Raw genomic sequence first — 25,749 nt, 5'->3', positions numbered from 1 at the left:
CGCGGCGGCGACAACGTGCGAGGGGTTCGTTGTACACCCCCTCGCGGAACGGCCCCGGGTCGGGCTCACCGGTAGGCGAGCCCGACCCGGGGTCAGACCGTTCGGATCAGAGCTCGACCGAGGTGATGTCGAGCTCACCGACGTTGGACAGCTCCAGCTTCTTGATCTTCTCCGAGTAGCCGGACTGCTGGCCACCGAAGTAGATCGGCATGGAGGGGACGTCCTGGTCGATCAGCTTGACGGCCTCAGCGAACTTCTTGTGGGCCTCCTCGATGCTGGGGGCCGCGGAGGCCTCCTTGGCGAGACGGTCCACCTCGGGGTTGCTGTACTTGCCGTCGTTGGAGGAACCACCGGTGACGTAGAGCGGGTTGATCCAGTTCTCGACGTCCGGGTAGTCCTGCTGCCAGCCGGCCCGGTAGGCGCCGGTCATCTTGTAGGCGTTGATGTTGGCGCGGAAGACCGCGAAGGTCGGCACGCCGACCGCGACCGCGTCGATGCCCAGGTTGGTCTTGATCTGCTGGGCGACGGCCTCCATCCACTCCTTGTGGCTGGCGTCCGCGTTGTACGACAGGGTCAGCTTGCCCTGGAAGCCACCGGCCTCGGTGAGGAGCTGCTTGGCCTGGGCCACGTCGAACTTGCAGGCGGTGCAGTTCTTCGGCTCGGCACCCGGGGTCAGCGGGTTGGCCCAGCTGTCGGCCGGCTTGCGGTTACCGAAGAAGATCTTGTCGGTGATCGACTGCCGGTCGATGGACAGCGAGATCGCCTTGCGCAGCTTCGGGTTCTGGAAGCGCTTGTCGTAGATCGGGAAGGCGATGATGCCGGTCGACGGGGTGGTCGTCGGCATGGCCCGCTCGCCCAGGTCGGTCTTCCACTTCTCACCGGCCAGCGCGGAGACCGGAACCTGCTGCTGGAAGTCCAGGTTGCCGGCGAGCAGGTCGTTGTACGCCGCCGTGTCGTCCTGGTAGATCTTGACGGTGACGTCCTTGATCTTCATCTTGTCGCGCAGGCTGTAGTCGTCGAAGCGGGTCAGCTTGATCTCGACGTCGTCCTGCCAGGAGACGAGCTTGACCGGGCCGTTACCGATCGGCTTCTTGCCGAAGTCAGCCGGGGTGGACGAGAAGAACGCGTCCGGCAGCGGCATGAAGGCGCTGTAGCCGAGCTTGGTCGGGAACACAGAGGTCGGCGCGGAGAGCGTGACCTCGAAGTTCCAGTCGTCGACGACCTTCAGGCCGGACATGTCCTTGGCCTTGGGCTCCGGAGCCTTCTGCGGGCCCTCCGGGCCGTCCGGGTCCTCGGTGTAGACGTCGTCGAAGCCCTGGATGTCGGAGAAGAAGGAGGCGTTCTGCGCGCCGTTCGGGCCGTACGCCGCCCAGTTCCAGGCCTTGACGAAGCTCTCGGCCTTGACGGTGGTGCCGTCGTGGAACTTGGTGTTCTGCTTGATCTTGATCTTGAAGACCTTCGAGTCGGTCGTGTCGATCGACTCGGCGAGCAGGTTCTGCGGCGCCCCACCGTTGTTGGGGTACTCGACCAGGCCGCTCCACACCCAGTCGATGACCTTGCCACCACCGGTCTCGGTGGTGTTCGCCGGAACCAGGGGGTTCTCCGGCTGGGTGCCGTCGATGACGATCGCGCCGTCCTTGCTGGCGCCGGCGTCGCCACCGTCGTTGTTCCCGCTGGAGCAGCCGGACGCGACGAGCGCGAATGCCGCGCCCACCGCGAGCGCGCCGCTCGCCCGCTTCGAGACTCTCATTCCGAGGGGCCTCCTCTTTCTAACCTGGTTCCGTCGTGAGTTTCACGCACGTCTTGGGGGGTGACACCACCGGCGGCCCGAACCGCAGGACACCGGTTTACCGCAGAGGAATTCGGGACACCCCAGGGGTACCGATCCGCCGGGCGCCACACCCTGGACGAGGCACCGCGCAGGGTCGGCGACCACGCGGCGGCGCGAAAGACGGCGTCACGTGTTCGACGGGCCCGACGAAGTGCCTCACACCGGGGGGTGAGGTGCTGCCACTGTGACACCAACCGGCCCTTTCCGTGAAGGTGCCGTTATCAAGCCGTTAGTTGGTCGCCACGTTGCCGATACTTGAGAAAAGATCACAAAGTGTGCGGACGATAGGGCCCTGAACAGGCAGAACGGGCAGCAAGAGGTCGACGGGTGTCCCTACGGCAGGGGAGCTGTGACGTTCGCCGCGCCGGCGCGGACGTTCCTGGTGGGCGTACGACTGTCGCGTTTTCTGTCCGTCCGGATGATGTCATGCCGACTGAGCGGTCGACACGACCACCCCGGGGTACGAGGCCGCCGAGGCCCCGCCCCCGGGCGGCAGCCGGTCCTAGACCAGCCGGCGGTCGGCGGCCCAGCGGGACAACTCGTACCGGTTCGACATCTGGAGCTTGCGCAACACGTTGGAGACGTGCGTCTCGACCGTCTTGATCGAGATGTACAGCTCCTTGGCGATCTCCTTGTACGCGTACCCCCGGGCGAGCAGCCGCAGCACCTCGCGCTCGCGGTTGGTGAGCTGGTCCAGCTCGGGGTCGGCCACCGGCGCGTCCGGCCGGGAGGCGAACGCGTCCAGCACGAACCCGGCCAGCCGCGGACTGAAAACCGCGTCGCCGTCGGCCACCCGGCGGATCGCGTCGGTCAGCTCCTCCGGCGAGATCGTCTTCGTGACGTACCCCCGCGCGCCGGCGCGGATCAGGCCGATCACGTCCTCGGCGGCGTCGGAGACGCTCAACGCCAGGAACCGCACCTGCGGGTGGGTACGCCGCATCGCCTCCAGCACCGCGCGGCCACCGCCGTCGGGCATGTGCACGTCGAGCAGCACCACGTCCGGCGCGGTGGCCGCGATCCGGGTCACCGCCTCGGCCACCGAGCTGGCCTCGCCGACCACATCCACCCGTGCGCCCAGCTCGGCGCGGACGCCGGCCCGGAACATCGCGTGGTCGTCGACGAGGAACACCCGCAGCGGCCCGCGCGGCGTCGTACCCTCGACCGGTTCCTGCTCGGACATGTCACCTGTCCCTTTCCGCCGTGGGGCCGGAGCCGCTGATCGGCAGGATCAGCCGGACCTCGGTCCCTTCCCCCGGCTCGGACCGGATCTCCGCCCGGCCGCCGTGCCGCTTCATCCGTCCGATGATCGAGCCCCGGACGCCGTGCCGGTGATTCTCCACGGTATCCGGGTCGAAGCCCTTGCCCCGGTCCCGGACGAACACGCTCACCTGCTCCGGCTCCACCTCGGCGTACAGCGACACGGTCTGCACACCGGCGTGCCGGGCCGCGTTGACCAGAGCCTCCCGGGCGGCGGCCACTATCGCGCCCACCCGCTCGTCGGTCTCCCGGTCGCCGACCACCACCACCTCGACGGTGATGGCGAAGGTGTCCTCCACCTCGGCGGCGGCCTGCTCCAGCGCGGCCGCGAAGCGCTCGGTGGGCGACGCGGTCGGCTTGTAGAGCCAGTTGCGCAGCGAGCGCTCCTGACCCCGGGCCAGCCGCTGCACCGTCTTGACGTCGCTGGCGTTGCGCTGGATCAGGGCCAGCGTGTGCAGCACCTGGTCGTGCACCATCGCGGCCAGTTCGGCGCGCTCCTGCTCCCGGATGCGGCCCTCCCGCTCGGATCGCAGCTGGTTCCAGGTGCGCCAGAGCACCGGACCGGTGACCACGCCCACGCCGGCCAGCCCGACCAACGCGAAGATCACGCCGTTGAGCACCGCGTCGAAGTTCTGCGACGGCGAGTAGACGGCCGCCACGCCGATGATGCCGACCGCGACGAGCACGCCGCCGCCGATGAAGCGCAGCACGAACGCACGCCTGTCGCTCTCCTCCACCACCGCGCCCAGCCAGGGCACCGCGGAGTCGCCCCACTGCCGGCGGCGCTCCGGGGCGGCCTGGTGCCAGATGACGCCCGCGCCGACCGCGATGATCGCCACCAGCCAGCCGGCGGTGCCGGCCGCGCCCACCGAGTTGAACGCGACCACCTGGAGCAGCAGCACGCCGAGGCCGATCACCACGAACGGCAGCAGCTGGGCGAGGTCGCGGCGGGGCGGGGCGGCGGTGTCGCCGGGGCGGGGCGGGACCACCGCCCAGAAGGCGGCGTAGAGCAGCAGTCCGAGACCACTCAACCCGAGCAGCACCATGAACGCCACGCGGACCCGCAGCACCGGGATGCCCAGGTGCTCGGCGATGCCCGCGGCCACCCCGGCGGCCAGCCGGTGCTCGGTGGCCCGGTAGAGGCGCGGGGCGTGCGGTGCGGGGGTGCTGCTGATCGGAGACTCCCAGGTCGAGGCGGATGTGGCGGCAGCGCCGACGCTCAGATCGTCACACGGCGGCGACGCCCCGGACCACGGGGACGCCCCGGAGTTTCACCGGCCGCGGATCTCAGGGTGGGGTCAGGGTCGGGTCCGGAGGCTGTTCGGGCGGCCGGGGCAGCAGTATCGAAGCCATGAACGAGGACGCTGCCCGTCCGCCCCGCCCCTGGGCGGCAGCACAGGACGCCCCGCCGCCGCCCCCGCCGGGAGCGGCGCCCACCACCGACCAGGCGGCACCACCGCCCGGCGGCGGCACGCCGTTCGCCGGTCCGCCACCCGGTGGGTACGCCCCACCGCCCGGCGCCGCCGGCTTCACCACCCGGTACGGCCTGGTACGCCCTCGCCAGGGCCGCTACCTGGCCGGGGTGTGCGCCGCCATCGGCCGGGCCACGAACACCGACCCGGTGCTGTGGCGCGTGCTGCTGGCCGTGCTCGGCTTCTTCGGCGGCATCGGCATCATCGTGTACATCGCCGGCTGGCTCATCGTCCCCGGCGAGGGCGACACCGCCTCGCCGCTGGAGGCCATGCTCGGCCGGGGCCGGTCCAGCATGTCGCCGATCACGGTGATCGTGCTCAGCATCGTGGTGGCGCTCGGCTTCGCCTACGTCGTGACCGACGGGTTCCGGGCGATCCTCCTCGGCGCGGTGATCCTGATCGGCGGCGCGCTCCTGCTCAACCGCGACCAGCGCGGCCCGGCGCAGCGCCCGGCTCAGCCGGCGCCGCCGCACGGTCCCCCGCCGGGTCCGGTGCCGCCGGTGGCCTGGCCCGCACCGCAGGCCCCGGCGCCGGGTACATGGCCCGCGGCTCCCCCCGCGGCGCCGTGGACCGGCGCGCCCGCCGGGCCGGCCGTGCCGCCGGCACGCCCCGGCGTGGCGCCCGCCACCGGCCTGCCCGGCGCTGTCCTGCCCGCCACCCAACCGGAGCCCGGCTACCCGCCGGCCCGCCGCCCCGAGCCGGGGTACCCGCCCGCGCCCGAGCCCGGCCACCCGCCGGTGCCCGCCGCCGAGCCCGGCTACCCGACGCCGGGCGCCTCTGAGCCGGACAACCCCGTGACGTCCGGCGCGGAGCACGAGCCGGGCAACCCGGCGAGCTTCTCCGGGCCCGCGACCGGCTACCCGACGCTGCCCGCGCCGGGCTGGCCCGCCGCTGCGGGCACCCGGCCGGCCCCGGCCGAGCCGACGACCGTCTCGATGCGGCACGTGACCGGCGCGGTCGCCGACACCGCCTCCTGGCCCACATACGGCGGGAACCCGGCCTGGCCGGGCGCGCGGGACGCGGGCTCCCGGCTGGACGAGCCGGCCGCCGTGCCGCCGCCCGCGCCGGTGGGCGCGCCGCTGCCGCCCGGCGGCTACCGGCCGCCGTTCGCCCCGCACGGCCCCTACGCCGGATCACCGCCCGGCCCGCCCGTCCCGCCACCGGTCCGGCCGCCGCGGCCGCCGAAGCGGCCCAAGGAGCGCTCGGCGCTCGGCGCGGTCACGTTCTCGCTGATCTTCCTGGCGCTCGGCGTGGTGGCCATGCTCGACCTGCTCGACGTCTTCCCGGTCGGCGCCGCCGGCTACTTCGCCGCCGTGCTCGCGACCATCGGCCTCGGCCTGCTCGTCGGCACCTGGTTCGGCCGGGCCCGCTGGCTGATCGCGCTGGGCCTGGTGACCGCGGCGGCGCTCGGCATCGCCACCGTCGCCGAGTCCTACGACCGGGTACGCGGCATCGACGGCAACGTCACCTGGGCCCCGACCGACCTGCGCGACCTGGCGAGCCGGTACGAGAACAACCTCGGTGACGCGACGCTCGACCTGCGCGGTATCGACTTCGACAAGCAGGACGTCCAGGTGACAGTCGACGTGAACCTCGGCAACGCGACGGTGGTCGTACCGCCGAACGTCGACGTGACCACGGTGGCCGACGTGAACGCCGGTGACGCCACCGTCTTCGGCCGGCGCAGCGGCGGGCTCGGCGGTCGTCAGTGGGAGACCACCGACGCCGGCCCCGACGGTCCCGGTGGCGGCAAGCTACGCCTCTTCGTCCACGTGAACGCCGGCAAGCTGGAGGTGACCCGGTGAAGGCGCACCGTACCGACCTCGTGTCGCTCGCTTTCGGACTCCTCTTCCTCGGCCTGTCCGTCTGGTGGCTGCTGGCCCGGATCCTCGGCCTCGCCGTACCGCCGGTCGGCTGGTTCCTGGCCGGCGGGCTGGTGGTGATCGGACTGCTCGGGCTGATCGGCGCGCTGCGCTCGGGCCGCGCCCCGGAGCAGCCCGCCCCGCCGCCCGCACCGGAGGTCACCGTCGCCGCGCCGTACGGTTCCCCGGCCGGTGGCACGGCGACGGCCGGTGGCACGGCGACGACCGACGGCGCCGACGAATGGGCCACCGAGGCGACCACCGACCCCGCCGAGCCGGCCACCCGCGAACTGCCGCCGCTCGACGAACCAGCCGACGAACCGGTTCGGCAGCGCCGTACGCCGGAGGATCCGGCCTGACCGCGCCACTGCGGCGCCCTTCGGACGCGGCCTATGCTGGTCGGCGGAGATCTCGCCTCCGCCGGCCGGCCCGCGCCCCCGACTCGCCGGAGCCGCCGGTCGGGTCGCCGGAGCCGCCCCGTCCGTTCGCTATCTCGTCAGGAGCCCGTCCGACATGACCCAGTCCCCCGCCGTGCGCGTCACCGGTCCCTCCGGTGCGGTCCGCATCGGCGAGCGCGCCGCCCGCACGCTCGTCAGCGAGTTCGCCCGGCGTAACGACCCGAAGGCCGGCCTGCTGGTCGGTGCGACCCCGGAGTCCGCGGTGCTGGCCGCCGCGATCGAGGCGCTGCTCCCCGGCGACCGGCTGACTGTGGTGCCGGCGGAGGGCGCCGCCGTGGCGGCGCTGCGCGAACACGTCACGGCGCAGGGCCGCTGGGTCGCCGACCGGGTACGCGTGGCCGACACGCTCGCCGAGGCGGACGCCGCCGCGGTGGTGATCGTCGCCGAGCCGTTCACCGGCACCGCGGACGAGGCGCGCGCCGCCGTCGACGGGCTGGTGAAGTACCTCGCCGAGGGCGCGGTGCTGAGCGTCGCCGCGCCGCTGTTCCGCACCGAGGGCGCCGACGGCGAGCTGGACCGGCAGGGCGTGCTGCACGGCGTACGCACCGACCTGGTGCTGCGCAACACCCCGCCGGTACGCGTGCACCACCTGCGCTTCAGCCCGGCGCCGGTCGCGCTCGCGGCCTCGCTGTCCCCGGCGTACCGGCCGTCGAGCGTGCCGCTGACCCGGGGCATGCACATCGACTCGAACGGCGTGGCCGCCGCGGGCATCACGCTCGGCCTGGCCGCCCTGGCCCGGGCCGCGCGGCCGAAGTCGAAGCTCTGGCTGCTGCCGGCGCTGGCCGCCGCGCCGGTGGCCGCGTTCTTCCGGGACCCGGAGCGGGACGTGCCGGAGGACCCGTCGGCGGTGGTGGCCTCGGCGGACGGTCAGGTGCTGTCCGTGCAGCGCCTTCAGGACGAGCGCTTCGGTGACGGCGAGTGGCTGCGGATCGCGGTCTTCCTGTCGGTGCTGGACGTGCACGTCAACCGCGCCCCGGTGGCCGGCAAGGTGGTCGACTACTTCGTCGCCGACGGCGGGTTCGTCAACGCCATGAAGCCGGACGCCGAGCACAACGTGGCCGCGTACACGGTGCTGGACACCGACCACGGCACGGTGGTGGTCGCGCAGCGCACCGGGCTGATCGCCCGCCGGATCGTGCAGCGGGCGCCGGTCGGCTCGCTGCTGGCCCGGGGGGAGCGCTTCGGCCTGATCCGGTTCGGCTCGCGTACCGACGTCTACCTGCCGGCCGACGCCGCGGACCCGCTCGTCGGCCCGGGTGACAAGGTGGTCGGCGGCGCCACGGTGATCGCCCGCTGGCGCTGAGCGCCGCACACGAAGAAGGGGCGCCGCTCTCGCGGCGCCCCTTCTGTCGTTCTCGGGTCAGGCGGTACGGCGCTGGTGCAGCCAGAGCAGCGGGCCGCTGACCAGGTAGCCCACCACCACGAGGGCGAACGTGAGCCGGATGTCGACGAGCGCACCCACCACCGGGGCCAGCCAGAGCCACGGCGGCAGCCTCAGCAGCCGGGCGAGCTTGGCGTACGGGAAGCTGGACACCATGGCGAAGGCGAGCAGCGCCACGCCGGCCACCATGACCAGGCCGGGGACCGGCACGCCGATGGCCACGGTCAGGGCCAGCACTGCTGCCGCCATGGTGGTCGGCACGCCGCAGAAGAAGCGGCCGTCCTTCGGCGAGACGTTGAACCGGGCGAGCCGGATCGCCGCGCAGGCGGCGACGAGCGCACAGGAGACCGCGGCGGCCGCCGGGGGCGCCGAACCGGCCAGCGAGGCGTAGACCACTACCGGCGCGGCGAGGCCGAACGAGCACATGTCGGCGAGCGAGTCCATCTGCGCGCCGAACGGGCTGGCCACGCCGAGCTTGCGGGCCAGCGCACCGTCGAGGCCGTCGAACGCGACGCAGGCGATCAGGCAGATCGCGGCGATCTGCACGTCACCGCGCATGGCCAGGAAGATGGCCAGCATGCCGAGCATGAGGCTGCTCAGCGTGCACGCGTTGACGAGCGCGAACTTGGCCCGGCGGGCGGCGGTGCGCTCACCCGGCAGGAGCGGGATCGACATCGCCGAGGCCTCGTCGTCGACCGGGGCGGCCGGGGCGAGCGCCGGGCTGACCGGGCGTACCGCCTCGATCTCGGTGTCGAGCCGGCCGTAGCGCAGGCGCTGGCGATCGGCGTAGCGGTGGTCGGGGGTGACCCGGTCGGTCCCCGAGACGGCCATGCCGTCCCGGCGGCCCACTCGGACCAGCAGCACCTGGCGGGCGAACGTGCTGCTGCGGCGCAACCGGCCCGCCCAGCGACGCCCTGCGGGGCGCGGACTGTCAGTCGTACGACGCCGGCGCCATGGGGCTCTCGGCACGTTTCCTCCATCACCGGATCGGCTGGCCGCCCTTGGCGGGGCGGGTGTCCGGCTGTCTCGTGCCGGACCTTTCGGATCCGGCAGCCCTTTTGCGGAGTACACCATTGCACAGGGGACAGGGGCTTGGCGATAGCTGCCGGCGGTAGTTATATCTGGCGTAACCGCGCGAACCGCTCAATCATTCCCATCTCGGGCTTCATCGCCCGTTTTCGGTGTCAACCCTTGCTCCTGACTGTACCGGAGGTCACCAAGGGCGGCTCGGCGAGCGATTCAGCTCACCCTCCGGCCGGTGGCGCGGGCCGCCACGTCGGTCATCCGCAGGGCCGTGACCTGCTCCGGGGCGAACCAGGCCGCCCGCGCGGTCGAGCCACCGGCCAGCTCGGTCACCACCGCCTCGGTCGGCGCGTCCACGCGTACCCGGTAGATCACCCGGACGCCGTGCCAGTCCAGCGGGCGCCGCTCCGGACCGAGCGCGCCCGGGTTGTGCAGGTTGTCCACGGCGATCAGGTCGACCACCCGGCCCAGCTGCCCGGCCTCCTCGACCAGCTCGCGCAGCAGACCGGCGGCCGGCTGCTCACCGTGGTCGGTGCCGCCGCCGGGCAGGTGCCACTGACCCGCGCCCGGGTAGCCGTCGGCGATCATGGTGAGCAGCACCCGGCCGGCGGGGTCGGTGACCAGCCCGTACGCGGCGAAGCGCTGCCGTCGGTCGGCGGCCGGCCCGGCCGGGTCGACGGGCAGCCCCCGGGGCATGCCGGCCGGCAGTGGCGTCACCGGCAGGCCGAGCAGCTCGGCGGTGAACGGCATCAGCAGCCGGGCGGCCGCCTCCTCGGGCGTGAACCAGCCCACCTCGTCGGTGCCACCGGCCGGCTCGGGCCGCAGCCGCCCGCCCCGCGCCTCGACCTCGAAGATCAGCCGGTCGGTGTGCATCGCGACGGTCTCGGTGCGGAACGGGGTCACGTCGGCCACCGCGGCCCGGATCGCACCGGGCGCCACGGTCAGGCCGGTCTCCTCGGCGAACTCGCGTACCACGGTGTCGGCCGGGTGTTCCGCGTGCTCGACGCCGCCGCCGGGCAACTGCCACACCCCCGGGTACGGGCACCGCGCCGAGCCGCGCGCCAGCAACACCCGCCCCTCGGAGTCCCGCAGCACCCCGTAGGCCCCGATCCGCCGCCGCTGCTCCACAGCCCACCCCTCCCCCGCGCCCCACCCCGTCGATCATGAGGTTAGCGGTACCGAGGCGGACATCTCGCCCCGTCAACCTCATGATCGCCGGGGTGGGGGCCCGGAGGGGCCGGGGGTCAGAGGAGGTGGGCGGCCTGGACCGCTTCGGCCGTCACCTCGGTGAGGCGGTCGGTGGGGAGGGCGCCCAGTTCCTCGCGGCGGAACCAGCGGGCCTCGCAGGTGGAGCCGCCGATGTCGGCCACCGTGGGTGGCGCGGGCTGGTCGACGACCACCCGGTAGAACGCGCGTACGCCGTGCCAGTCGATCGGGTAGCCCTCCGGGCCGAGCGAGGCGGCGTCCCGGTGGCTGGCCACGCCGAGCAGCTCGACCAGGCGGCCGGTCTGGCCGGTCTCCTCGACGAGTTCCCGGATCAGCGCCGCGCCCGGCTGCTCGCCGTAGTCGGTGCCGCCACCGGGCAGGTGCCAGCAGCCGGCGCCCGGGTAGCCGTCGGAGACCCGGGTCAGCAGCACGCGCTCCTCCGGGTCGGTCACCACCGCGTACGCGGCGAAGCGCTGCGCCCGGTGCAACCCGTCCGGGCCGGGTACGGCGTAGAAGGAGGGGAACTCGGGCACCTCCTCCGGCACGATGTCGTCGGTGGAGGTGGGCAGGCCCAGGGCACGTGCGGTGAACGACCGCAGGGGCAGCTCCCGGGCCTCGTCGAGGGTGAACCAGCGGGCCAGGTCGGTCGGGCGGTCGACCCGCTCGGTGAGCGTCCCGCCGCGTACCGAGACGGTGTAGAGCAGCCGGTCGGTGTGGATCGTGATGTGCCGCTCGGGCAGCGCCCGCATGTCGGCGAGCACGTCCTGGAGACCGGCCACAGCCACCGAGAGCCCGGTCTCGGCAGCGGTCTCCCGTACGACTGTGTGTTTGGGGTCCTCACCGTGGTCGACCGCGCCTCCGGGGAGCGACCAGGTGCCGGGGGTGCCGGAGCGCTCCGATGCGCGGACCAGCAACACTCGGCCGTTTGAATCAGCACAAACTGCGTATGCCGCGATCCTGCGGAGCGGCTCCAGCGAGGTGGTCACGGGAGCAAATTCTCCCCGGAGCGGGTTACCGGGATCGAAAAGAGTCAGATTCCTGACTCTCGGCTGGCGTCTCAGGGACGGTTCAGGGTAGGCGTCCGGGCGGTCACCGAGGTCGCCCGCCACAGCGCGCGGGACCGTTGACACATGACCTTCCCGAACCCCTCCCAGGCCCCGTACAAGCAGCTCCGCCGACCGGTCAGCGACCGCATGATCGCCGGGGTGGCGAGCGGCCTCGGCCGCTACTTCGCCGCCGACCCCACGCTGATCCGGGTGATCTTCGCAGCCGCCACGGTGCTCACCGGCGGGCTCGCCGCGCTCGCGTACCCGATCATGTGGTTCCTGATGCCCGAGGAGCCGGCCGGCGCCCCCGCCTGGCCGCACCCGCCGGGCACCGCGCCGGGCTGGCCGCCGGTCCCGCCGACTACGCAGGCGCCGACTACGCCGCAGGTGCCACGGCCCGAGGCCGGACCGCAGGCGCGGCCGGACGCCGGACCGCAGACACCGCCGGCGGCCTGAGCCCCGTCACTCCCACTCGATGGTGCCCGGCGGCTTGCTCGTCACGTCCAGGACCACGCGGTTGACCTCGGCGACCTCGTTTGTGATCCGGGTGGAGATCCGGGCCACCACGTCGTAGGGCAGCCGCGACCAGTCGGCGGTCATCGCGTCCTCGCTGGAGACCGGGCGCAGCACCACCGGGTGACCGTAGGTGCGCCCGTCGCCCTGCACCCCGACGCTGCGCACGTCGGCCAGCAGCACCACCGGGAACTGCCAGACGCCCCGGTCCAGGCCGGCCGAGGTCAGCTCCTGCCGGGCGATCAGGTCGGCCTTGCGGAGCACGGCGAGACGCTCCTCGTCGACCGCGCCGATGATCCGGATGGCCAGGCCCGGGCCCGGGAACGGGTGCCGCCACACCATCGCCTCGGGCAGTCCCAGCTCCAGGCCGATCGTGCGGACCTCGTCCTTGAACAGCGTGCGCAGCGGCTCGACCAGCGAGAACTTCAGGTCCTCGGGCAGGCCGCCGACGTTGTGGTGGCTCTTGATGTTGGCGGTGCCGGTGCCGCCGCCGGACTCCACCACGTCCGGGTAGAGCGTGCCCTGCACCAGGTATTCCACGTCGCCGTGCGCGGCGATCTCCCGGGCGGCGGCCTCGAAGACCCGGATGAACTCCCGACCGATGATCTTGCGCTTCTGCTCCGGGTCGGTGACCCCGGCGAGCGCGCCGAGGAACCTTTCCCGGGCGTCGACCACCTTGAGCTTGATGCCGGTGGCGGCGACGTAGTCCTTCTCGACCTGCTCGGCCTCACCGGCGCGCAGCAGGCCGTGGTCCACGAACACGCAGGTGAGCTGGTCGCCCACGGCGCGGTGCACGAGCGCGGCGGCGACCGCCGAGTCGACGCCGCCGGAGAGGCCGCAGATGACCTCCTTGTCGCCGATCTGCTCGCGGATCCGGGCGACCTGCTCGTCGATGATGTTCGACGGCGTCCACGTCGGTTCGATGCCGGCGATGTCGTACAGGAAGCGGGTGAGCATCTCCTGGCCGTGCGCGGTGTGCCCGACCTCGGGGTGGAACTGCACGCCGGCCCGGCGGCCGGCCACGTCCTCGAACGCGGCGACCGGCGCGCCCGCCGACTCGGCGGTGACGGTGAAGCCCTCCGGGGCCTCGGTGACGCAGTCGCCGTGGCTCATCCAGACCGGCAGGTCGGCGGGCAGGTCACGCAGCAGCACGCCGGGCTCGGTCAGGCGCGGGCGCAGCGGGGTGCCGCCGTACTCGCGGTTGCCGGTGCGCGCGACGGTGCCGCCGAGCGCCTGGGCCATGGCCTGGAAGCCGTAGCAGATGCCGAAGACCGGAACCCCGGCGTCGAACATCCCGGCGTCGATCTGCGGCGCGTCCGGAGCGTAGACGCTGGCCGGGCCGCCGGACAGGATGATCGCGGCCGGGTTCTTCGCCAGCATCTCGGACACCGGCATGGAATGCGGGACGATCTCCGAGTAGACCTTCGCCTCGCGGACACGGCGCGCGATGAGCTGGGCGTACTGGGCTCCGAAGTCCACCACGAGGACGGGGCGAGGCGTGCTCATGTGCGCAAAGCCTACCGACAGTCACGGGACCGCCGGACGCGCCCCGGCGATGTGGCGGGATGCATGTGTTAACAGGGGGCCCTTCCTCTACCGGAGGCGTTAAGAAGGGGCCCTTCCTTTCACCGCAGGGCGGCGGGGGCGTGGGCGGGGACGGCGGGGCGCCGCGGCGCGACCGGCGCCACCCGGGTGTACGCCGACCCGGGCGCCGGGCGCGGGTCCGCCTCGCCCTTGTTGGGCCAGTACGACATGGCCCGCTCGGCCTGCGCGGTGATCGTCAGCGACGGGTTGACGCCCAGGTTCGCCGAGACCGCCGCGCCGTCCACCACGTGCAGCCCCGGGTGGCCGTACACCCGGTGCCACGGGTCGACGACCCCCTCGTCCGGGGTGGCGCCGATCACCGCGCCGCCGAGGATGTGCGCGGTCACCGGGATGTTGAACGGCTCGGTGACCGCACCGCCGGGGGTGCCGCCGATCTCCTCGGCGAGCAGCCGGGCCGCCGTGTTGCCGGCCGGGATCCAGGTCGGGTTGGGCTCGCCGTGGCCGGGGCCGGAGACCAGCCGGCCCCTGCGGTAGCGGGTGGTCAGCGAGTTGTCGACCGACTGCATGACGAGCGCGATGACGGTGCGCTCGGACCAGCGGCGTACCGACAGCATCCGTGCCGCCAGCACGGGCTGCCGGACGATGCTGCCCAGCCAGCGCCGGACCCGGTGGGGACCGCCGTCGACGAGCAGCGACTGGAGCAGGCCCATCGCGTTGGAGCCCTTGCCGTAGCGGACCGGCTCGATGTGGGTCTGCGGGTCGGGGTGGAACGAGCTGGTGATCGCCACGCCCTCGGTGAAGTCGAGGCCGCGCCGGCGGGCCGAGCCGGGCGCCACCGAGGCGCCGAGGATGGCCTCGGAGTTGGTCCGGGTCAGCTCGCCCAGCCGGGGCGAGAGCGCCGGCAGCGCGCCGGTCGCCTTCATCTCGTGCAGCAGCCGCTGGGTGCCGAGCGCGCCGGCCGCGAAGACCACCTGGTCGGCGTGGATCACCTCGCGCCGCTTGCGCAGCCACGCGCCGGTGCGCTCGGTGTGCACCGCGTAGCCGCCGGCCGGGTCCGGGCGGACGGCGGTCACGGTGGTCAGCGGGTGCACCCGCACGCCGAGCCGTTCGGCCAGCCAGAGGTAGTTCTTCACCAGCGTGTTCTTGGCGCCGTGCCGGCAGCCGGTCATGCACGACCCGCAGTGGTTGCAGCCGGTGCGCTCCGGCCCGGCCCCGCCGAAGTACGGGTCGGCCACCCGCTCGCCGGGACGCCCGATGTGCACGCCGACCGGCGTCGGGTGGTAGGTGTGCGCCACCCCCATCCGCTCGGCCACCGCGCGGACGGCCTGGTCCGCGCGGGTGTCGATCGGGTAAGTGGTGACGCCGAGCATCCGCTTCGCCTGGTCGTAGTGGCGGGCCAGCTCGTCGCGCCAGTCGGTGATGTCCCGCCACTGCGGGTCGGTGTAGAACGCGTCCAGCGGCTCGTAGAGCGTGTTCGCGTAGACGAGTGACCCACCGCCGACCCCGGCGCCGGAGAGCACCAGCACGCCGCCCCCGGCCTTGCGGTCGGCCGAGCGCAGCAGCGTGATCCGCTGGAGCCCGAAGCAGCCGAGCCGGGGCGCCCAGAGGAACCGCCGCGCCCGCCAGGAGGTACGGGGGAACTCGTCGTCGGCGAAACGCCGCCCGGCCTCCAGGACCCCTACCGAGTAACCCTTCTCGGCCAGCCGCAGCGCGGTGACGCTGCCGCCGAACCCGGAACCGATGACGACCACGTCGTAGCGCATGGACGCATCATTACCGACCGGTAGCTATAGCGCCAACGAGGCTTTTTCGCACATCATGCAGAGCGCTCGATCGCCGGGATTCCCGCCGTTGCAACCCGTGGGCCCACCTGGCGCGTCGAATCCACGGGGAGGAACGAACGTGACGAGACGACGCCTGCTGGGCCTGGCCGTACTGGTGGCGGCGCTGCTGGTGGCCACCGGGGCGGTGGTGACCACCCGGCTCGTCGCGAACCGTCCCGCCGCACCGGTCGCCGGCCCGACCACCCCACCCCCGACCCCGGCCTCACCCACGCCCGTCCCGACGACCGCCAGCCCGACGCCGCCGCCCGGCGCCGACCTGAAGGGCCCGCTCAACCTGCTGCTCGTCGGCGTCGACACCCGGGTCAGCATCCCCGGCTGGGAACCGCACGCCGACGCCGTGCTGCTGCTGCACGTACCGGCCGGGCTGGACCGGGCGTACCTGTTCTCGCTCCCCCGGGACCTGGTGGTGGACATCCCCGCCTACCCGAAGGCCCGCTACCCGGGCGGCCGGACCAAGCTCACCCACGCGATGAGCTACGGCAGCCGGGTGCCGGGCGACAAGGGCAACCCCAGCACCGCCCAGGGGTACGAGCTGCTGCGCACCACCGTCTCCCGCTACACCGGCCTGCGCATCGACGCCGGCGCGGTGATCACGTTCGGCGGCTTCGACAAGCTGGTGGACACGCTCGGCGGCGTGGACCTCTACGTCGACCAGCGGGTCGAGTCCCGGCACCGCCGCCCGGACGGCACCATGCGGACCCTGAGCGGCGGCGGCTACACCGGGCCGCAGATGGTCTACGAGAAGGGCACCCGGCACCTGACCGGCTGGCAGGCGCTCGACTACGCGCGGCAGCGCTACACCGCGGGCGGCGACTACACCCGCCAGCGGCACCAGCAGCAACTGCTCCGGGCGCTGGCCCGCAAGATCCTCGACCAGGGCACGGCCCGCGATCCGCAGCGGGTCGAGCAGGTGGTGGCCGCGCTGGGCAGGACCCTGGTGTACGCCGGGGGCGGCCGGAAACTGATCGACTTCGCGTACGCCCTGGGTGGCCTGCCGGCGGACCGGCTCACGCTCGTCGTGCTGCCCGGCGCCGGGGTGGGCAGCGGCGGCGCGTACCGGGGTGAGCAGCTCAGGCCGCTCGGCCGCGACTTCCTCACCGCGCTGCGCGGCGGGCGGGCCGACGCGTTCCTGGCCGCCCACCCGTCGCTGCGCGTGCGGAACTGACGCCCTACAGCGGCTTCGGGGCGGGCGGACGCTCGGTGCCGTACAGCCACGGGTCGAAGACCTTGGCCAGCTTCTTGCCGGAGATCCGCTCGGCCAGCGCCACGAAGTCGGCGGTGGTGGCGTTGCCGTTCTTCCGCTCCGCCGCCCAGGTGCGCAGGACGGCGAAGAAAGCGACGTCGCCCACCGCCACCCGCAGCGCGTGCACTGTCATCCCGCCCCGGTCGTAGACCGAGCTGCTGAACAGGCCGGCCACTCCCGGCTTGCCCGGCGGCGTACGCCACACCGGCCCGCCGGCGTTCGCGTACTTCTGCTCGAACGTGCGCTGCACGGTGGTCGAGCCGACGTGCTCGGCCCACAGCCACTCGGCGTACGTGGCCAGCCCCTCGTTGAGCCAGATGTCCTGCCAGCGTTGGATCGACACGCTGTTGCCGTACCACTGGTGGGCCAGCTCGTGCGCGACCACGCCGGTGTTGTCGCCCCGCTGGAAGAAGCTCGCCGAGTAGACCGGCCGGCTCTGCGTCTCCAGCGCGTACCGGATGCGCTCGTCGGCGATCACCACGCCGCCGTACGCCTCGAACGGGTACGGCCCGAAGACGCTCTCCAGGTAGTCGGCGACCTCGACGGTGCGCGCGATGGACCGGTCCGGCGCGCCCTGCGCCACCTGGGTGGTGACCGCGCTGTAGACCGGCCGTCCCTTGTGCCGCGCGGTGGTGATCCGGAACTTCCCGATCGCCACCATGGTCAGGTAACTGGCCGTCGGCGCGGTCTCCGACCACTTCCAGGTGGTCCAGTCGCCGCTTGTCGTCCTCCCCTTCGGCACGCCGTTGGAGATCGCCGTCAGTCCCTTCGGGACGGTGATCTCCATGTCGTAGGTGGCCTTGTCCGACGGGTGGTCGTTGACCGGGAACCAGGTGCTCGCCGACTCCGGCTGCCCGAGCGCGATCGCCCCGTCGGCGGTGTGCAGCCAGCCGCCCTCGCCCAGCGACTCGGTGCGCAGCGCCTCCGGCCGCCCGTCGTACCGGATCTCGGCGGTGAACCCGTTGCCGGAGGTCAGCCCGACGGCCGGGGTGACCACCAGCTCGTCGGCGGTACGGCTGTGCCGGGCGGCGGCGCCGTCCACTGTCACCGACCGGACGGTCAGCCCGGCCAGGTCCAGGTTGAACGCGGACAGGTCGGCGGTCGCGGTGGCCCGAAGCGTGGTGGTGCCGCTCAGCTTGTCCGTCTCCGGGTCGTAACGCACCTTAACCGTGTAGTGCGCGACGTCGTACCCGCCGTTGCCGTAGCTCGGGAAGTACGGATCGCCGGCGCCGGCCCCGCCCGGCGCGAAGCTGCGCGAGGTCGCCGGCGCGGGGCCGGCCGGGGTCGCGGGACCCGGGTCCGGCTCGGCCGAACCGCAGCCGGCCACCAGCACCGTGCCGCAGACCAGCAACCCGAGCCGTCGTCGTGCGCCGCGCCGCGTCATCGCCTCGATCCCTCCCGGGGGCCCGTTCGGCGGCCCCCGCCCACGGGCCGCTCCGACCGCGGCAGCCTACCCAGCGGCGGTCACGCGTTCGTCACGGCAGTCCCGGCGGCGTGCCACCGACCAGCCAGGCGTCGAGCAGCGCCCGCAACGGCCGCCCGGACGTGCGTTCGGCGTACCCGACGAAGTCGGCGGTGGTGACGTTGCCGTCGCGGTGCTGCGCCAGCCAGCCGCGCAGCACCCGGTAGAACGTCTCGTCGCCCACCGCGCGGCGCAGCGCGTGCACGGCGAGCGCACCGCGCTGGTAGACCGCGTCGCCGAACATCCCGGCCCGGCCCGGGTCGACTGTGGGCTTGGACCAGTCGGTGGCCGCGTAGCGCTCGGTCACCGTCTGCGCCACGGTCCGCCCGCCGTCGTGCTCATCCCAGAGCCATTCGGCGTACGTGGCGAAGCCCTCGTTGAGCCAGATGTCGCTCCACCGGGCCACCGAGACGCTGTCGCCGAACCACTGGTGCGCCAGCTCGTGCGCGACCACCTCGGTGTTCGGCAGGCCGTCGCGGAAGAACGCCGGCCCGTAGACCGGCCGGCTCTGCGTCTCCAGCGCGTACCTGATGCGTTCGTCGGCGACCACCACACCGCCGTACGCCTCGAACGGGTACGGCCCGAAGCGCTCGGCCAGGAAGTCGGCGACCTCGCCGGTGCGGGCCACCGACGCGGCGGCCGGGCCGTCGGCGGGCAGGCTCGCGGCGACGGCGGTGACAATCGGCTTGCCGGCGTGCGTGCCGCTGCTGACGCGGTAGTCGCCGATCACCAGCGTGCTCAGGTAGCTGGCCATCGGCGCGCGCTCCGACCAGCGCCAGGTGGTCCAGCCGCCGCTGGACGTCCGGCCCGCCGGCACGCCGTTGGACAGCGCGGCGAGGCCGTCCGGCACGGTGACCGCGAGGTCGTAGGTGGCCTTGTCCGACGGGTGGTCGTTCACCGGGTACCAGGTGCTCGCCGACTCCGGCTGGCCGAGCGCTATCGCGCCGTCCGGTGTGGCGTGGAAGCCGCCGTCACCGAGTTCGGCGTTCGGCAGCGGCTGCGGCACCCCGCCGTACGTCGCCTCGACGGTGAACCGCTTGCCCGACGGCAGCCCGCGCGGCGGAGTCACGATCAGCTCGGCGCCGTCGTGGCGGTGCTTCGCCGCCTCCCCGTCCACCCGCACCCGCTCGACGCCGAGCCCGGCCAGGTCGAGCTGGAACCGGGACAGCGCCCGGGTGGCGGTGACGGTCAGCGTGGCGGTGCCGGTGAGCTTGTCGCTTGCCGGGTCGTAGCGCACGTCCAGCGCGTAGTGGCCGACGTCGTAGCCGCCGTTGCCGGCCCCCGGCACGTACGGGTCACCGGCGTCCGCCGCGCCCGGCCGGAACCCGCCCTCGTCGCCGCCCCCGGTGCACCCGCTCAGCGCGAGCGCCGCCGCCAGCCCCGCCGCCCAGACCCGCCCGCGTCTCACCCGGCGAGCCTAGACGCGCGACGGCGCGGGCAGGGCCGGAACACGTCCGCGCCGCCGCCCGCGCCGCCGCGCGGTGCTCAGTGGTGATCGGTGGTGCTCAGCGGTCGAGGACCAGCCCGACCTTCTGGAACTCCTTCAGGTCGCGGTAGCCGCACTTGGCCATCGCGCGGCGCAGGCCGCCGAAGAGGTTGAGCTGGCCGTCCGGCTCGTCGGCCGGGCCGAACAGCAGCTTCTCCATCGAGCCGAGCGGCTCGCCGGCCACCTCGAACGCGCCACGGGGCAGCGACGGGTGGCTGGCCGCGGAGTGCCACCAGGCACCGCCGGCCGGGGCCTCCTCGCAGAGCGACAGCGGCTCGCCGAGCATCACCGCGTCCGCGCCGCAGCCGAGCGCCTTGGCGATGTCGCCGGACGTCTGCATGTCGCCGTCGGCAATCAGGTGCACGTACCGGCCGCCGGTCTCGTCCAGGTAGTCGCGGCGGGCCGCCGCGGCGTCGGCGATGGCGGTGGCCATCGGTACCCGGATGCCGAGCACCGACTCGGTGGTCGACCAGTCGTCGCCGCCGATGCCCACGATCACGCCGGCCGCGCCGGTACGCATCAGGTGCAGCGCGGTCTTGTAGTCGGTGCAGCCGCCGACGACGACCGGCAGGTCCAGGTCGGCGATGAACTCCTTGAGGTTCAGCGGCTCGTCGGTGGTGGAGACGTGCTCGGCCGAGACGAGCGTGCCCTGGATGACCAGGATGTCCACCCCGGCGTCGAGGATCACCGGGGCCAGCGCCAGGGTGTGCTGCGGGGAGACCCGCACCGCCACCGTGCTGCCGCCCTCACGCAGCTCACGCACCCGCTCGGCGATCAGGTCGGGGCGGATCGGCTCGGCGTAGACCTCCTGGAGGCGCTTGGTCGCCCGCGCGTCCTCGCCGAGACCGGCCAGCTCCTCCAGGATCTTCGCCGGGTTCTCGTACCGGGTCCAGAGGCCCTCGACGTTCAGGACGCCGAGGCCGCCGAGCTGGCCGAGCCGGACCGCCGAGGCGGGGCTCATGGTCGCGTCCGAGGGGTGCGCGACGCACGGGATGCCGAACTGGTACGCGTCGAGCTGCCACCCGGTGGAGACGTCGTCGACGTCCCGGGTGCGGCGGCTCGGCACGATGGCGATGTCGTCCAGGTGGTAACCGCGCTGCGCGGTCTTGCCCAGCCCGATCTCGACCACGTCACGCATGGGGGACTCCAGGTGGTTTGGGGGTGGTGGGTCAGCGGGAGTGGTAGTTGGGCGCCTCGACGGTCATCTGGATGTCGTGCGGGTGGCTCTCCTTGAGCCCGGCCGCGGTGATCCGGATGAGCTGGCCACGCCGGTGCAGCTCCGGGATGCTCTCCGCGCCGACGTAGCCCATCGCGGCGCGCAGCCCGCCGGTGAGCTGGTGGGCGACGGCGGACAGCGGCCCCCGGTAGGGCACCTGGCCCTCGACGCCCTCCGGGACCAGCTTGTCCTCGGCGAGCACGTCCTGCTGGAAGTAGCGGTCCTTGGAGTAGGACTTGGCCTGGCCGCGCGACTGCATCGCGCCGAGCGAGCCCATCCCCCGGTACGCCTTGTACTGCTTGCCGTTGATGAAGATCAGCTCGCCGGGGCTCTCCTCGCAGCCCGCGAGCAGGCTGCCGAGCATCACCGTGTCGGCGCCGGCCACGAGCGCCTTGGCGATGTCGCCGGAGTATTGGATGCCGCCGTCGCCGATCACCGGCACGCCGGCCGGGCGGGCGGCGCGGGCCGCCTCCATGATCGCGGTGATCTGCGGTACGCCCACACCGGCCACGATCCGGGTGGTGCAGATGGCGCCCGGGCCGACGCCCACCTTCACACCGTCGGCGCCGGCCTCGACGAGCGCCTTCGCGCCCGCGTACGTGGCGATGTTGCCGCCCACGATGTCGATGCTCACGTCCCGCTTGAGCCGGGCCACCATCTCCAGCACGGCCCGCTGGTGGCCGTGCGCGGTGTCCACGATGACGACGTCCACGCCGGCGTCGACGAGCGCGCGGGCCCGCTTGTAGCCGTCCTCGCCCACGCCGACCGCGGCGGCGACCCGCAGCCGGCCCGCGTCGTCCTTGGTGGCGTTCGGGTACTGCTCGCTCTTGGTGAAGTCCTTCACCGTGATCAAGCCGCGCAGCTTGCCGCCCGCGTCCACGATCGGCAGCTTCTCGATCTTGTGCTGGCGCAGCAGGCCGAGCGCGTCGTCCTTGCTCACGCCGACCGGGGCGGTGATCAGCGGCGTACGGGTCATGATCTCGCGCACCGGCGTGGCCGGGTCGGAGACGAACCGCATGTCGCGGTTGGTGACGATGCCGACGAGCTGGCCCTCCCCGTCCACCACCGGGACGCCGGAGATGCGGTAGCGCCCGCAGAGCGCGTCGACCTCGCGCAGCGTGTCGTCCGGGCTGGCGGTCACCGGGTTGGTGATCATGCCGGACTCGGAACGCTTCACCAGGTCGACCTGGAGCGCCTGGTCGTCGACCGAGAGGTTGCGGTGCAGCACGCCGATGCCGCCCTGGCGGGCCATGGCGATGGCCATCCGCGCCTCGGTGACCGTGTCCATCGCGCTGGACAGCAGCGGCACGGTCAGCTCGATGTTGCGGGTGAGGCGGGTGCGGGTGTTGACGCGGCTGGGCACGACGTCCGACTCGCCCGGCTGGAGCAGCACGTCGTCGAAGGTCAGCCCGAGCGGCACCACCCGGGCCGAACCGGCCGGCAGCTCGGGCAGATGGCCACCCAGCTCCCCGCCGTCGGTGCCGGCCGGGATCTCGGTGCTGGGCGAATTCTCCACGATTGCTCCCCTGAGCTGGTCGAACGGGCTGCAGCGAGGCGGCGCGCGGGGGCACCGGCAGGCGCCTGGTGACGGCGCGTCGCCTCATCGTACCCACCTACCCGTCCCGGCCCGGGCAGCGGCGGGCCCCAGGGTAGGCCGGGCCACAGCACGGGCTGGGGCGGGCTTTCCGGCGGCTCGGGGTCTACGGTGAGGGGGTGCACGACGAGCCCATCGACCCGTTCAACGGCGACCCGGCCGATCCGGCTGCCGGCCTGCACGATCCCGGCGACGACGACGCGCTCGACCCGCTGACCGAGGTCGAGCGCCAGGACGTGCTGGAGGATCTCGCCGATCTGGAGATCTACCAGGCGTTGCTCCAGCCGATCGGCGTGCGCGGCCTGGTGATCGAGTGCGAGGACTGCCGCGAGCCGCACTACTTCGACTGGGACCTGCTCCGCGGCAACCTGCGCCACCTGCTCAACTCGGGGCGTCCCCGGGTGCACGAGCCGGCCTACGACCCGGATCCGGATCACTACGTGAGCTGGGACTACGCCCGTGGCTACGCCGACGGCGTGCACGACACGCTCACCGAGGGCACCGACGAGTCCACCGAGGGCTGAGCGCCGCCGTCCGGGCGGTCAGGCCACCAGGCCGGCCCGGAAGCCGGCGGCCACGGCGTGCGCCCGGTCGCGCGCGCCGAGCTTGCGGAACAGCCGCCGGGCGTGCGTCTTGACCGTGTCCTCGGAGACGAACAGCTCCCGCCCGATCTCCGCGTTGCTCTTGCCCTCGGCCATGCCGAGCAGCACCTGAAGCTCCCGCTCGGTGAGCCCGATCGCGCTGCGCGGCGTCCGCGCCGGCCGCTGGGCCGCACCCGGCCGGGACGCGTCCGCGCCGTCGGCCGCCGCGGGGTCGTCCGGGTCCTCACCCCGTTGCACGGGCACCACGGTGGGCAGGCCCGCCGCGTCCACCGGCGCCGTCGCCGGCCAGCCGGGCCCACCCGGGGTACGCCCCGGCGCCGCCGACCGGGTCGGGCCGCCCACCGCCGCCGCGTCCCGGGCGGTGTCCGCCACCCGGTGCCTGTTGCTCCGGCCGGGGGCGGAGAGCAGCAGCAGCGCCTTGGCCACCGCGCTGGTCAGGTCGTGGTCGGCGTTCTGGATCAGACCCCGCGCTCCGGCGCTGATGGTGGCCGCCGCCGACTCCGACTCCTCGGCGCCGAGCAGCAGCACCGCCGCCTGCGGGGCGCGAGCGAGCACCCGCCTGACGAAGCCGGCGCTGTCCGGGCGGGTCAGCGCGGTGTCGGCGAGCACCACGTCCACCGGACGCTCGGCGAGCCGCAGCATCACCTCCGGATCGGAGACGGCCGTCCGGACGACGCCGGACAGCCCGAGCCGCGCCGCCGCGGAGGTCAGATGCTGGGCCGCCAATGGTGTCCGAACGCACACAAGAACACTACGCACAGTGGTCTCCTCTCCGACTCAGAGCAGACCATGCGGAGGTGGGCTCGGGAGGGGGTTCCGGGCAATCATCCGAACTTTTCCGACAGATGGGGCATATGACGCCGACTGTCCGAGCTTTTCGATCACAGATGTGTGAGGCGCGGACCGCTCGGGTACCGAGGGGTTCATCCGGAACCGGCATCCCGCGCGGACCGCCGCCCGGTAGCTGGCCACGAACATTCTCCGCGGTGCCGCGCGGGAGGAGGGGTGCTGATGTCGAACGTACGTAGGCTGCCTGGACCGATCGACGAGCTCTGGGACTGGCAGCGGCTCGGGGCCTGCCGTGGCCGCGACAGCGCGCAGTTCTTCCACCCGGACGGCGAGCGCGGCTCCTCCCGGATGCGCCGCGAGATGGGCGCGAAGTCCGTCTGCCGCGCCTGCCCGGTACGCGCCGAGTGCGCCGCCCACGCGCTCTCCGTCCGCGAGCCGTACGGCGTCTGGGGCGGGTTCAGCGAGTCGGAGCGGCTGCGGCTGCTCGCGCTCGGCTGGGAGGACCTGGCCGACCGCCGCCAGACCAAGGTGGACATCCCCCGGCTGGAGGCTCGCCTCGGCCGGCCGCACAACACCGCCGTGCCGGACCAGCGCAAGGTCGCCTGACCCGGATCACGATCCCCCGACGCCGCGCCCCGGACCCCGGGGCGCGGCGTCGTCTCGCCCCGCCCGGCAGCCCGCCCGCCTCAAGCGCGTCTCTCACGTCAAGACACCCGTAGATCTTGGAAGATTCGGGCCCCTATGAGGGCCATTTCCTTCCAAGATCTCTTTCGAGGGCGGGGCAACGGTGGTCAGGTGACCGTGACCTTGACGGTGTGCCAGCCGGTCGCGCCGTCCGGGGCGACCGGGGCGCGCTGCTCCGTCTGGGTCTCACCGGTCGAGTCACTCGCCCGCACCTGGAGCGTGTGCTCGCCCGGCGTCGCGTCCCACCGCCAGGACCACTGCACCCAGGTGTCCGCAGACACCGCCGGCGCCAGCGTCGCCTCCTGCCAGGGGCCGCCGTCCACGCGTACCTCGACGCGGCCGATGCCGCGGTGCTGCGCCCACGCCACACCGGCAACTGTCACCGGGCCGGCCGCCGGGCGGCTGCGCGGCCGGGGCGTGTCGATCCGGGACTGCGTCTTGATCGGGCCCTGCGCCGACCAGCCGCGCGGCACCCAGTACGCGTCGAAGTCGGCGAAACTGGTCAGCTCCAGCTCGGTCACCCACTTGCAGGCCGAGACGTACCCGTAGAGGCCAGGCACCACCATCCGCACCGGGAAGCCGTGCTGGATCGGCAGCGGCTCACCGTTCATGCCGACCGCGAGCAGCGCGTCCCGCCCGTCGCGCAGCACCGAGGTGGGCGTGCCGCAGGTCCAGCCGTCCACCGCGCGGCCCACCACCTGGTCCGCGCCCTCCTCCGGGCCGGCCTCGTCGAGCAGTTCCCTGATCGGTACGCCGAGCCAGCGCGCGTTGCCGATCAGGTCGCCGCCCACCTCGTTGGAGACGCAGGCGAGCGTCACGTACCGCTCCACCATCGGGCGGGCCAGCAGGTCGTCGAAGCTCAGCTCGATCGGGTTGCGCACCCGCCCGTGGACGCGCAGCCGCCAGGTGACCGGGTCGACCTGCGGCACCACGAGCGCCGTGTCGATCCGGTAGAACTCGCGGTTCGGCGTGACGTACGGCGCGAGCCGGGGCAGCGACAGGTCGGCTCCGGCCGGCACCGGCGGGGCGGGCGTGGCAGGGGCGGGCAGCGTCACCGCCTGCCGGGCCGCCGACACGCCGCGCCGGCCGGCCAGCCAGTGCCCGCCCAGCCCGGCCACCGCAGCCGCGCCGGTGAGCAGCCCGGCACCGCGCAGGAACCGCCGCCGCGACTCCGCGTCGTCGTCGTACCGCACCGGCTCCCAGCCACCCGGGGTCCCCGCTTCGCGGGCGAGCGC

Annotated in this window: 19 protein-coding genes and 2 pseudogenes; 7 read left to right on the top strand and 14 right to left on the bottom strand. The window is 73.4% G+C overall.

Annotated features, from left to right (window positions below; translation table 11 throughout):
* Positions 1-106: 106 nt before the first annotated feature.
* From ACGFIA_RS12275 to ACGFIA_RS12265, 3 genes are all read right to left on the bottom strand, one after another.
* Positions 107-1,750, bottom strand: a complete 1,644-nt coding sequence (locus ACGFIA_RS12275; protein ID WP_357388850.1) for an ABC transporter substrate-binding protein — start codon at positions 1,748-1,750, stop codon at positions 107-109.
* A gap of 583 nt (positions 1,751-2,333) precedes the next feature.
* Positions 2,334-3,011: a response regulator transcription factor gene (locus ACGFIA_RS12270; RefSeq protein ID WP_357388852.1), complete on the bottom strand. Its 678-nt coding sequence runs from the start codon at positions 3,009-3,011 to the stop codon at positions 2,334-2,336.
* A gap of 1 nt (position 3,012) precedes the next feature.
* On the bottom strand, positions 3,013-4,263 hold the full coding sequence (locus ACGFIA_RS12265; RefSeq protein WP_357388889.1) for a PspC domain-containing protein: 1,251 nt from the start codon (positions 4,261-4,263) through the stop codon (positions 3,013-3,015).
* A 176-nt stretch (positions 4,264-4,439) separates the two neighbouring features.
* Here ACGFIA_RS12265 and ACGFIA_RS12260 point away from each other — a divergent pair, with 176 nt between their 5' ends.
* From ACGFIA_RS12260 to ACGFIA_RS12250, 3 genes and pseudogenes are all read left to right on the top strand, one after another.
* Positions 4,440-6,365 carry a PspC domain-containing protein gene (locus tag ACGFIA_RS12260; protein WP_357388854.1) on the top strand — a complete coding sequence of 642 codons (1,926 nt, stop codon included), beginning with the start codon at positions 4,440-4,442 and terminating at the stop codon, positions 6,363-6,365.
* Positions 6,362-6,545: pseudogene (locus ACGFIA_RS12255) on the top strand (hypothetical protein); the annotation flags it as partial. The gene ACGFIA_RS12260 and the pseudogene ACGFIA_RS12255, both read left to right, overlap by 4 nt.
* A 390-nt stretch (positions 6,546-6,935) precedes the next feature.
* Positions 6,936-8,183, top strand: a complete 1,248-nt coding sequence (locus ACGFIA_RS12250; protein WP_357388856.1) for a phosphatidylserine decarboxylase — start codon at positions 6,936-6,938, stop codon at positions 8,181-8,183.
* Between the two features lie 57 nt (positions 8,184-8,240).
* On the opposite strand, the gene ACGFIA_RS12245 is transcribed toward ACGFIA_RS12250, so the two are convergent.
* The 3 genes from ACGFIA_RS12245 to ACGFIA_RS12235 all read right to left on the bottom strand — a co-directional run bounded on the left by ACGFIA_RS12245 (position 8,241) and on the right by ACGFIA_RS12235 (position 11,476).
* A complete protein-coding gene (locus tag ACGFIA_RS12245; RefSeq protein ID WP_357388858.1) occupies positions 8,241-9,155 on the bottom strand; it encodes a CDP-alcohol phosphatidyltransferase family protein in 915 nt (304 codons plus the stop codon).
* 345 nt (positions 9,156-9,500) lie between these two features.
* Positions 9,501-10,412: an NUDIX domain-containing protein gene (locus tag ACGFIA_RS12240; RefSeq protein ID WP_357388860.1), complete on the bottom strand. Its 912-nt coding sequence runs from the start codon at positions 10,410-10,412 to the stop codon at positions 9,501-9,503.
* A gap of 116 nt (positions 10,413-10,528) precedes the next feature.
* Positions 10,529-11,476, bottom strand: a complete 948-nt coding sequence (locus ACGFIA_RS12235; protein ID WP_013288532.1) for an NUDIX hydrolase — start codon at positions 11,474-11,476, stop codon at positions 10,529-10,531.
* A gap of 144 nt (positions 11,477-11,620) precedes the next feature.
* On the opposite strand from ACGFIA_RS12235, the gene ACGFIA_RS12230 reads away from it, so the two are divergent.
* On the top strand, positions 11,621-11,992 hold the full coding sequence (locus ACGFIA_RS12230; RefSeq protein WP_357388862.1) for a PspC domain-containing protein: 372 nt from the start codon (positions 11,621-11,623) through the stop codon (positions 11,990-11,992).
* A 6-nt stretch (positions 11,993-11,998) separates the two neighbouring features.
* On the opposite strand, the gene guaA is transcribed toward ACGFIA_RS12230, so the two are convergent.
* Together guaA and ACGFIA_RS12220 are read right to left on the bottom strand one after the other, a co-directional pair.
* Positions 11,999-13,555, bottom strand: coding sequence for a glutamine-hydrolyzing GMP synthase (guaA, locus tag ACGFIA_RS12225; RefSeq protein ID WP_357388864.1), 1,557 nt, complete (start codon positions 13,553-13,555; stop codon positions 11,999-12,001).
* Positions 13,556-13,674: 119 nt separating this feature from the next.
* Positions 13,675-15,357: an FAD-dependent oxidoreductase gene (locus ACGFIA_RS12220; protein ID WP_393259814.1), complete on the bottom strand. Its 1,683-nt coding sequence runs from the start codon at positions 15,355-15,357 to the stop codon at positions 13,675-13,677.
* A 139-nt stretch (positions 15,358-15,496) separates the two neighbouring features.
* Between ACGFIA_RS12220 and ACGFIA_RS12215 the strand changes: the two genes are divergently transcribed.
* Positions 15,497-16,603 carry an LCP family protein gene (locus ACGFIA_RS12215; protein ID WP_357388868.1) on the top strand — a complete coding sequence of 369 codons (1,107 nt, stop codon included), beginning with the start codon at positions 15,497-15,499 and terminating at the stop codon, positions 16,601-16,603.
* A 4-nt stretch (positions 16,604-16,607) separates the two neighbouring features.
* Here the strand turns inward: ACGFIA_RS12215 and ACGFIA_RS12210 are convergent, their stop codons facing one another.
* The 4 genes from ACGFIA_RS12210 to guaB form a co-directional block, all read right to left on the bottom strand.
* The gene (locus tag ACGFIA_RS12210; RefSeq protein WP_357388870.1) at positions 16,608-18,065 is read right to left on the bottom strand and encodes a M1 family metallopeptidase; all 1,458 of its coding nucleotides are present in this window, start codon (positions 18,063-18,065) and stop codon (positions 16,608-16,610) included.
* A gap of 91 nt (positions 18,066-18,156) precedes the next feature.
* Positions 18,157-19,551: a M1 family metallopeptidase gene (locus ACGFIA_RS12205; protein WP_357388872.1), complete on the bottom strand. Its 1,395-nt coding sequence runs from the start codon at positions 19,549-19,551 to the stop codon at positions 18,157-18,159.
* Between the two features lie 97 nt (positions 19,552-19,648).
* Positions 19,649-20,767, bottom strand: coding sequence for a GuaB3 family IMP dehydrogenase-related protein (locus ACGFIA_RS12200; protein WP_357388874.1), 1,119 nt, complete (start codon positions 20,765-20,767; stop codon positions 19,649-19,651).
* 31 nt (positions 20,768-20,798) lie between these two features.
* Positions 20,799-22,361, bottom strand: a complete 1,563-nt coding sequence (gene guaB / locus ACGFIA_RS12195; protein ID WP_357388876.1) for an IMP dehydrogenase — start codon at positions 22,359-22,361, stop codon at positions 20,799-20,801.
* A 197-nt stretch (positions 22,362-22,558) separates the two neighbouring features.
* Between guaB and ACGFIA_RS12190 the strand changes: the two genes are divergently transcribed.
* The gene (locus ACGFIA_RS12190; protein ID WP_357471978.1) at positions 22,559-22,963 is read left to right on the top strand and encodes a DUF5319 domain-containing protein; all 405 of its coding nucleotides are present in this window, start codon (positions 22,559-22,561) and stop codon (positions 22,961-22,963) included.
* A gap of 18 nt (positions 22,964-22,981) precedes the next feature.
* Here the strand turns inward: ACGFIA_RS12190 and ACGFIA_RS12185 are convergent, their stop codons facing one another.
* A complete protein-coding gene (locus ACGFIA_RS12185) occupies positions 22,982-23,800 on the bottom strand; it encodes a response regulator transcription factor (RefSeq protein WP_357479928.1) in 819 nt (272 codons plus the stop codon).
* 252 nt (positions 23,801-24,052) lie between these two features.
* On the opposite strand from ACGFIA_RS12185, the gene ACGFIA_RS12180 reads away from it, so the two are divergent.
* A complete protein-coding gene (locus ACGFIA_RS12180) occupies positions 24,053-24,436 on the top strand; it encodes a WhiB family transcriptional regulator (RefSeq protein WP_357388882.1) in 384 nt (127 codons plus the stop codon).
* A 185-nt stretch (positions 24,437-24,621) separates the two neighbouring features.
* Here the strand turns inward: ACGFIA_RS12180 and ACGFIA_RS12175 are convergent.
* Positions 24,622-25,686 (bottom strand): annotated as a pseudogene (locus tag ACGFIA_RS12175) (molybdopterin-dependent oxidoreductase); the annotation flags it as partial.
* Positions 25,687-25,749: the final 63 nt, after the last annotated feature.

This window comes from Micromonospora sp. NPDC049203 (genome assembly GCF_043197215.1).
Lineage (GTDB): Bacteria > Actinomycetota > Actinomycetes > Mycobacteriales > Micromonosporaceae > Micromonospora.
Note: the sequence above shows the minus strand (reverse complement) of the source record. Positions and strands in the feature narration are given on the sequence as shown.

Excerpts from the sequence above, each read along its gene's own strand:
- ACGFIA_RS12275 (WP_357388850.1), bottom strand. The coding sequence starts at position 1,750 with ATGAGAGTCTCGAAGCGGGCGAGCGGCGCGCTCGCGGTGGGCGCGGCA.
- ACGFIA_RS12270 (WP_357388852.1), bottom strand. The coding sequence starts at position 3,011 with ATGTCCGAGCAGGAACCGGTCGAGGGTACGACGCCGCGCGGGCCGCTG.
- ACGFIA_RS12260 (WP_357388854.1), top strand. The coding sequence starts at position 4,440 with ATGAACGAGGACGCTGCCCGTCCGCCCCGCCCCTGGGCGGCAGCACAG.
- ACGFIA_RS12250 (WP_357388856.1), top strand. The coding sequence starts at position 6,936 with ATGACCCAGTCCCCCGCCGTGCGCGTCACCGGTCCCTCCGGTGCGGTC.
- ACGFIA_RS12230 (WP_357388862.1), top strand. The coding sequence starts at position 11,621 with ATGACCTTCCCGAACCCCTCCCAGGCCCCGTACAAGCAGCTCCGCCGA.
- guaA (WP_357388864.1), bottom strand. The coding sequence starts at position 13,555 with ATGAGCACGCCTCGCCCCGTCCTCGTGGTGGACTTCGGAGCCCAGTAC.
- ACGFIA_RS12220 (WP_393259814.1), bottom strand. The coding sequence starts at position 15,357 with ATGCGCTACGACGTGGTCGTCATCGGTTCCGGGTTCGGCGGCAGCGTC.
- ACGFIA_RS12210 (WP_357388870.1), bottom strand. The coding sequence starts at position 18,065 with ATGACGCGGCGCGGCGCACGACGACGGCTCGGGTTGCTGGTCTGCGGC.
- ACGFIA_RS12200 (WP_357388874.1), bottom strand. The coding sequence starts at position 20,767 with ATGCGTGACGTGGTCGAGATCGGGCTGGGCAAGACCGCGCAGCGCGGT.
- ACGFIA_RS12180 (WP_357388882.1), top strand. The coding sequence starts at position 24,053 with ATGTCGAACGTACGTAGGCTGCCTGGACCGATCGACGAGCTCTGGGAC.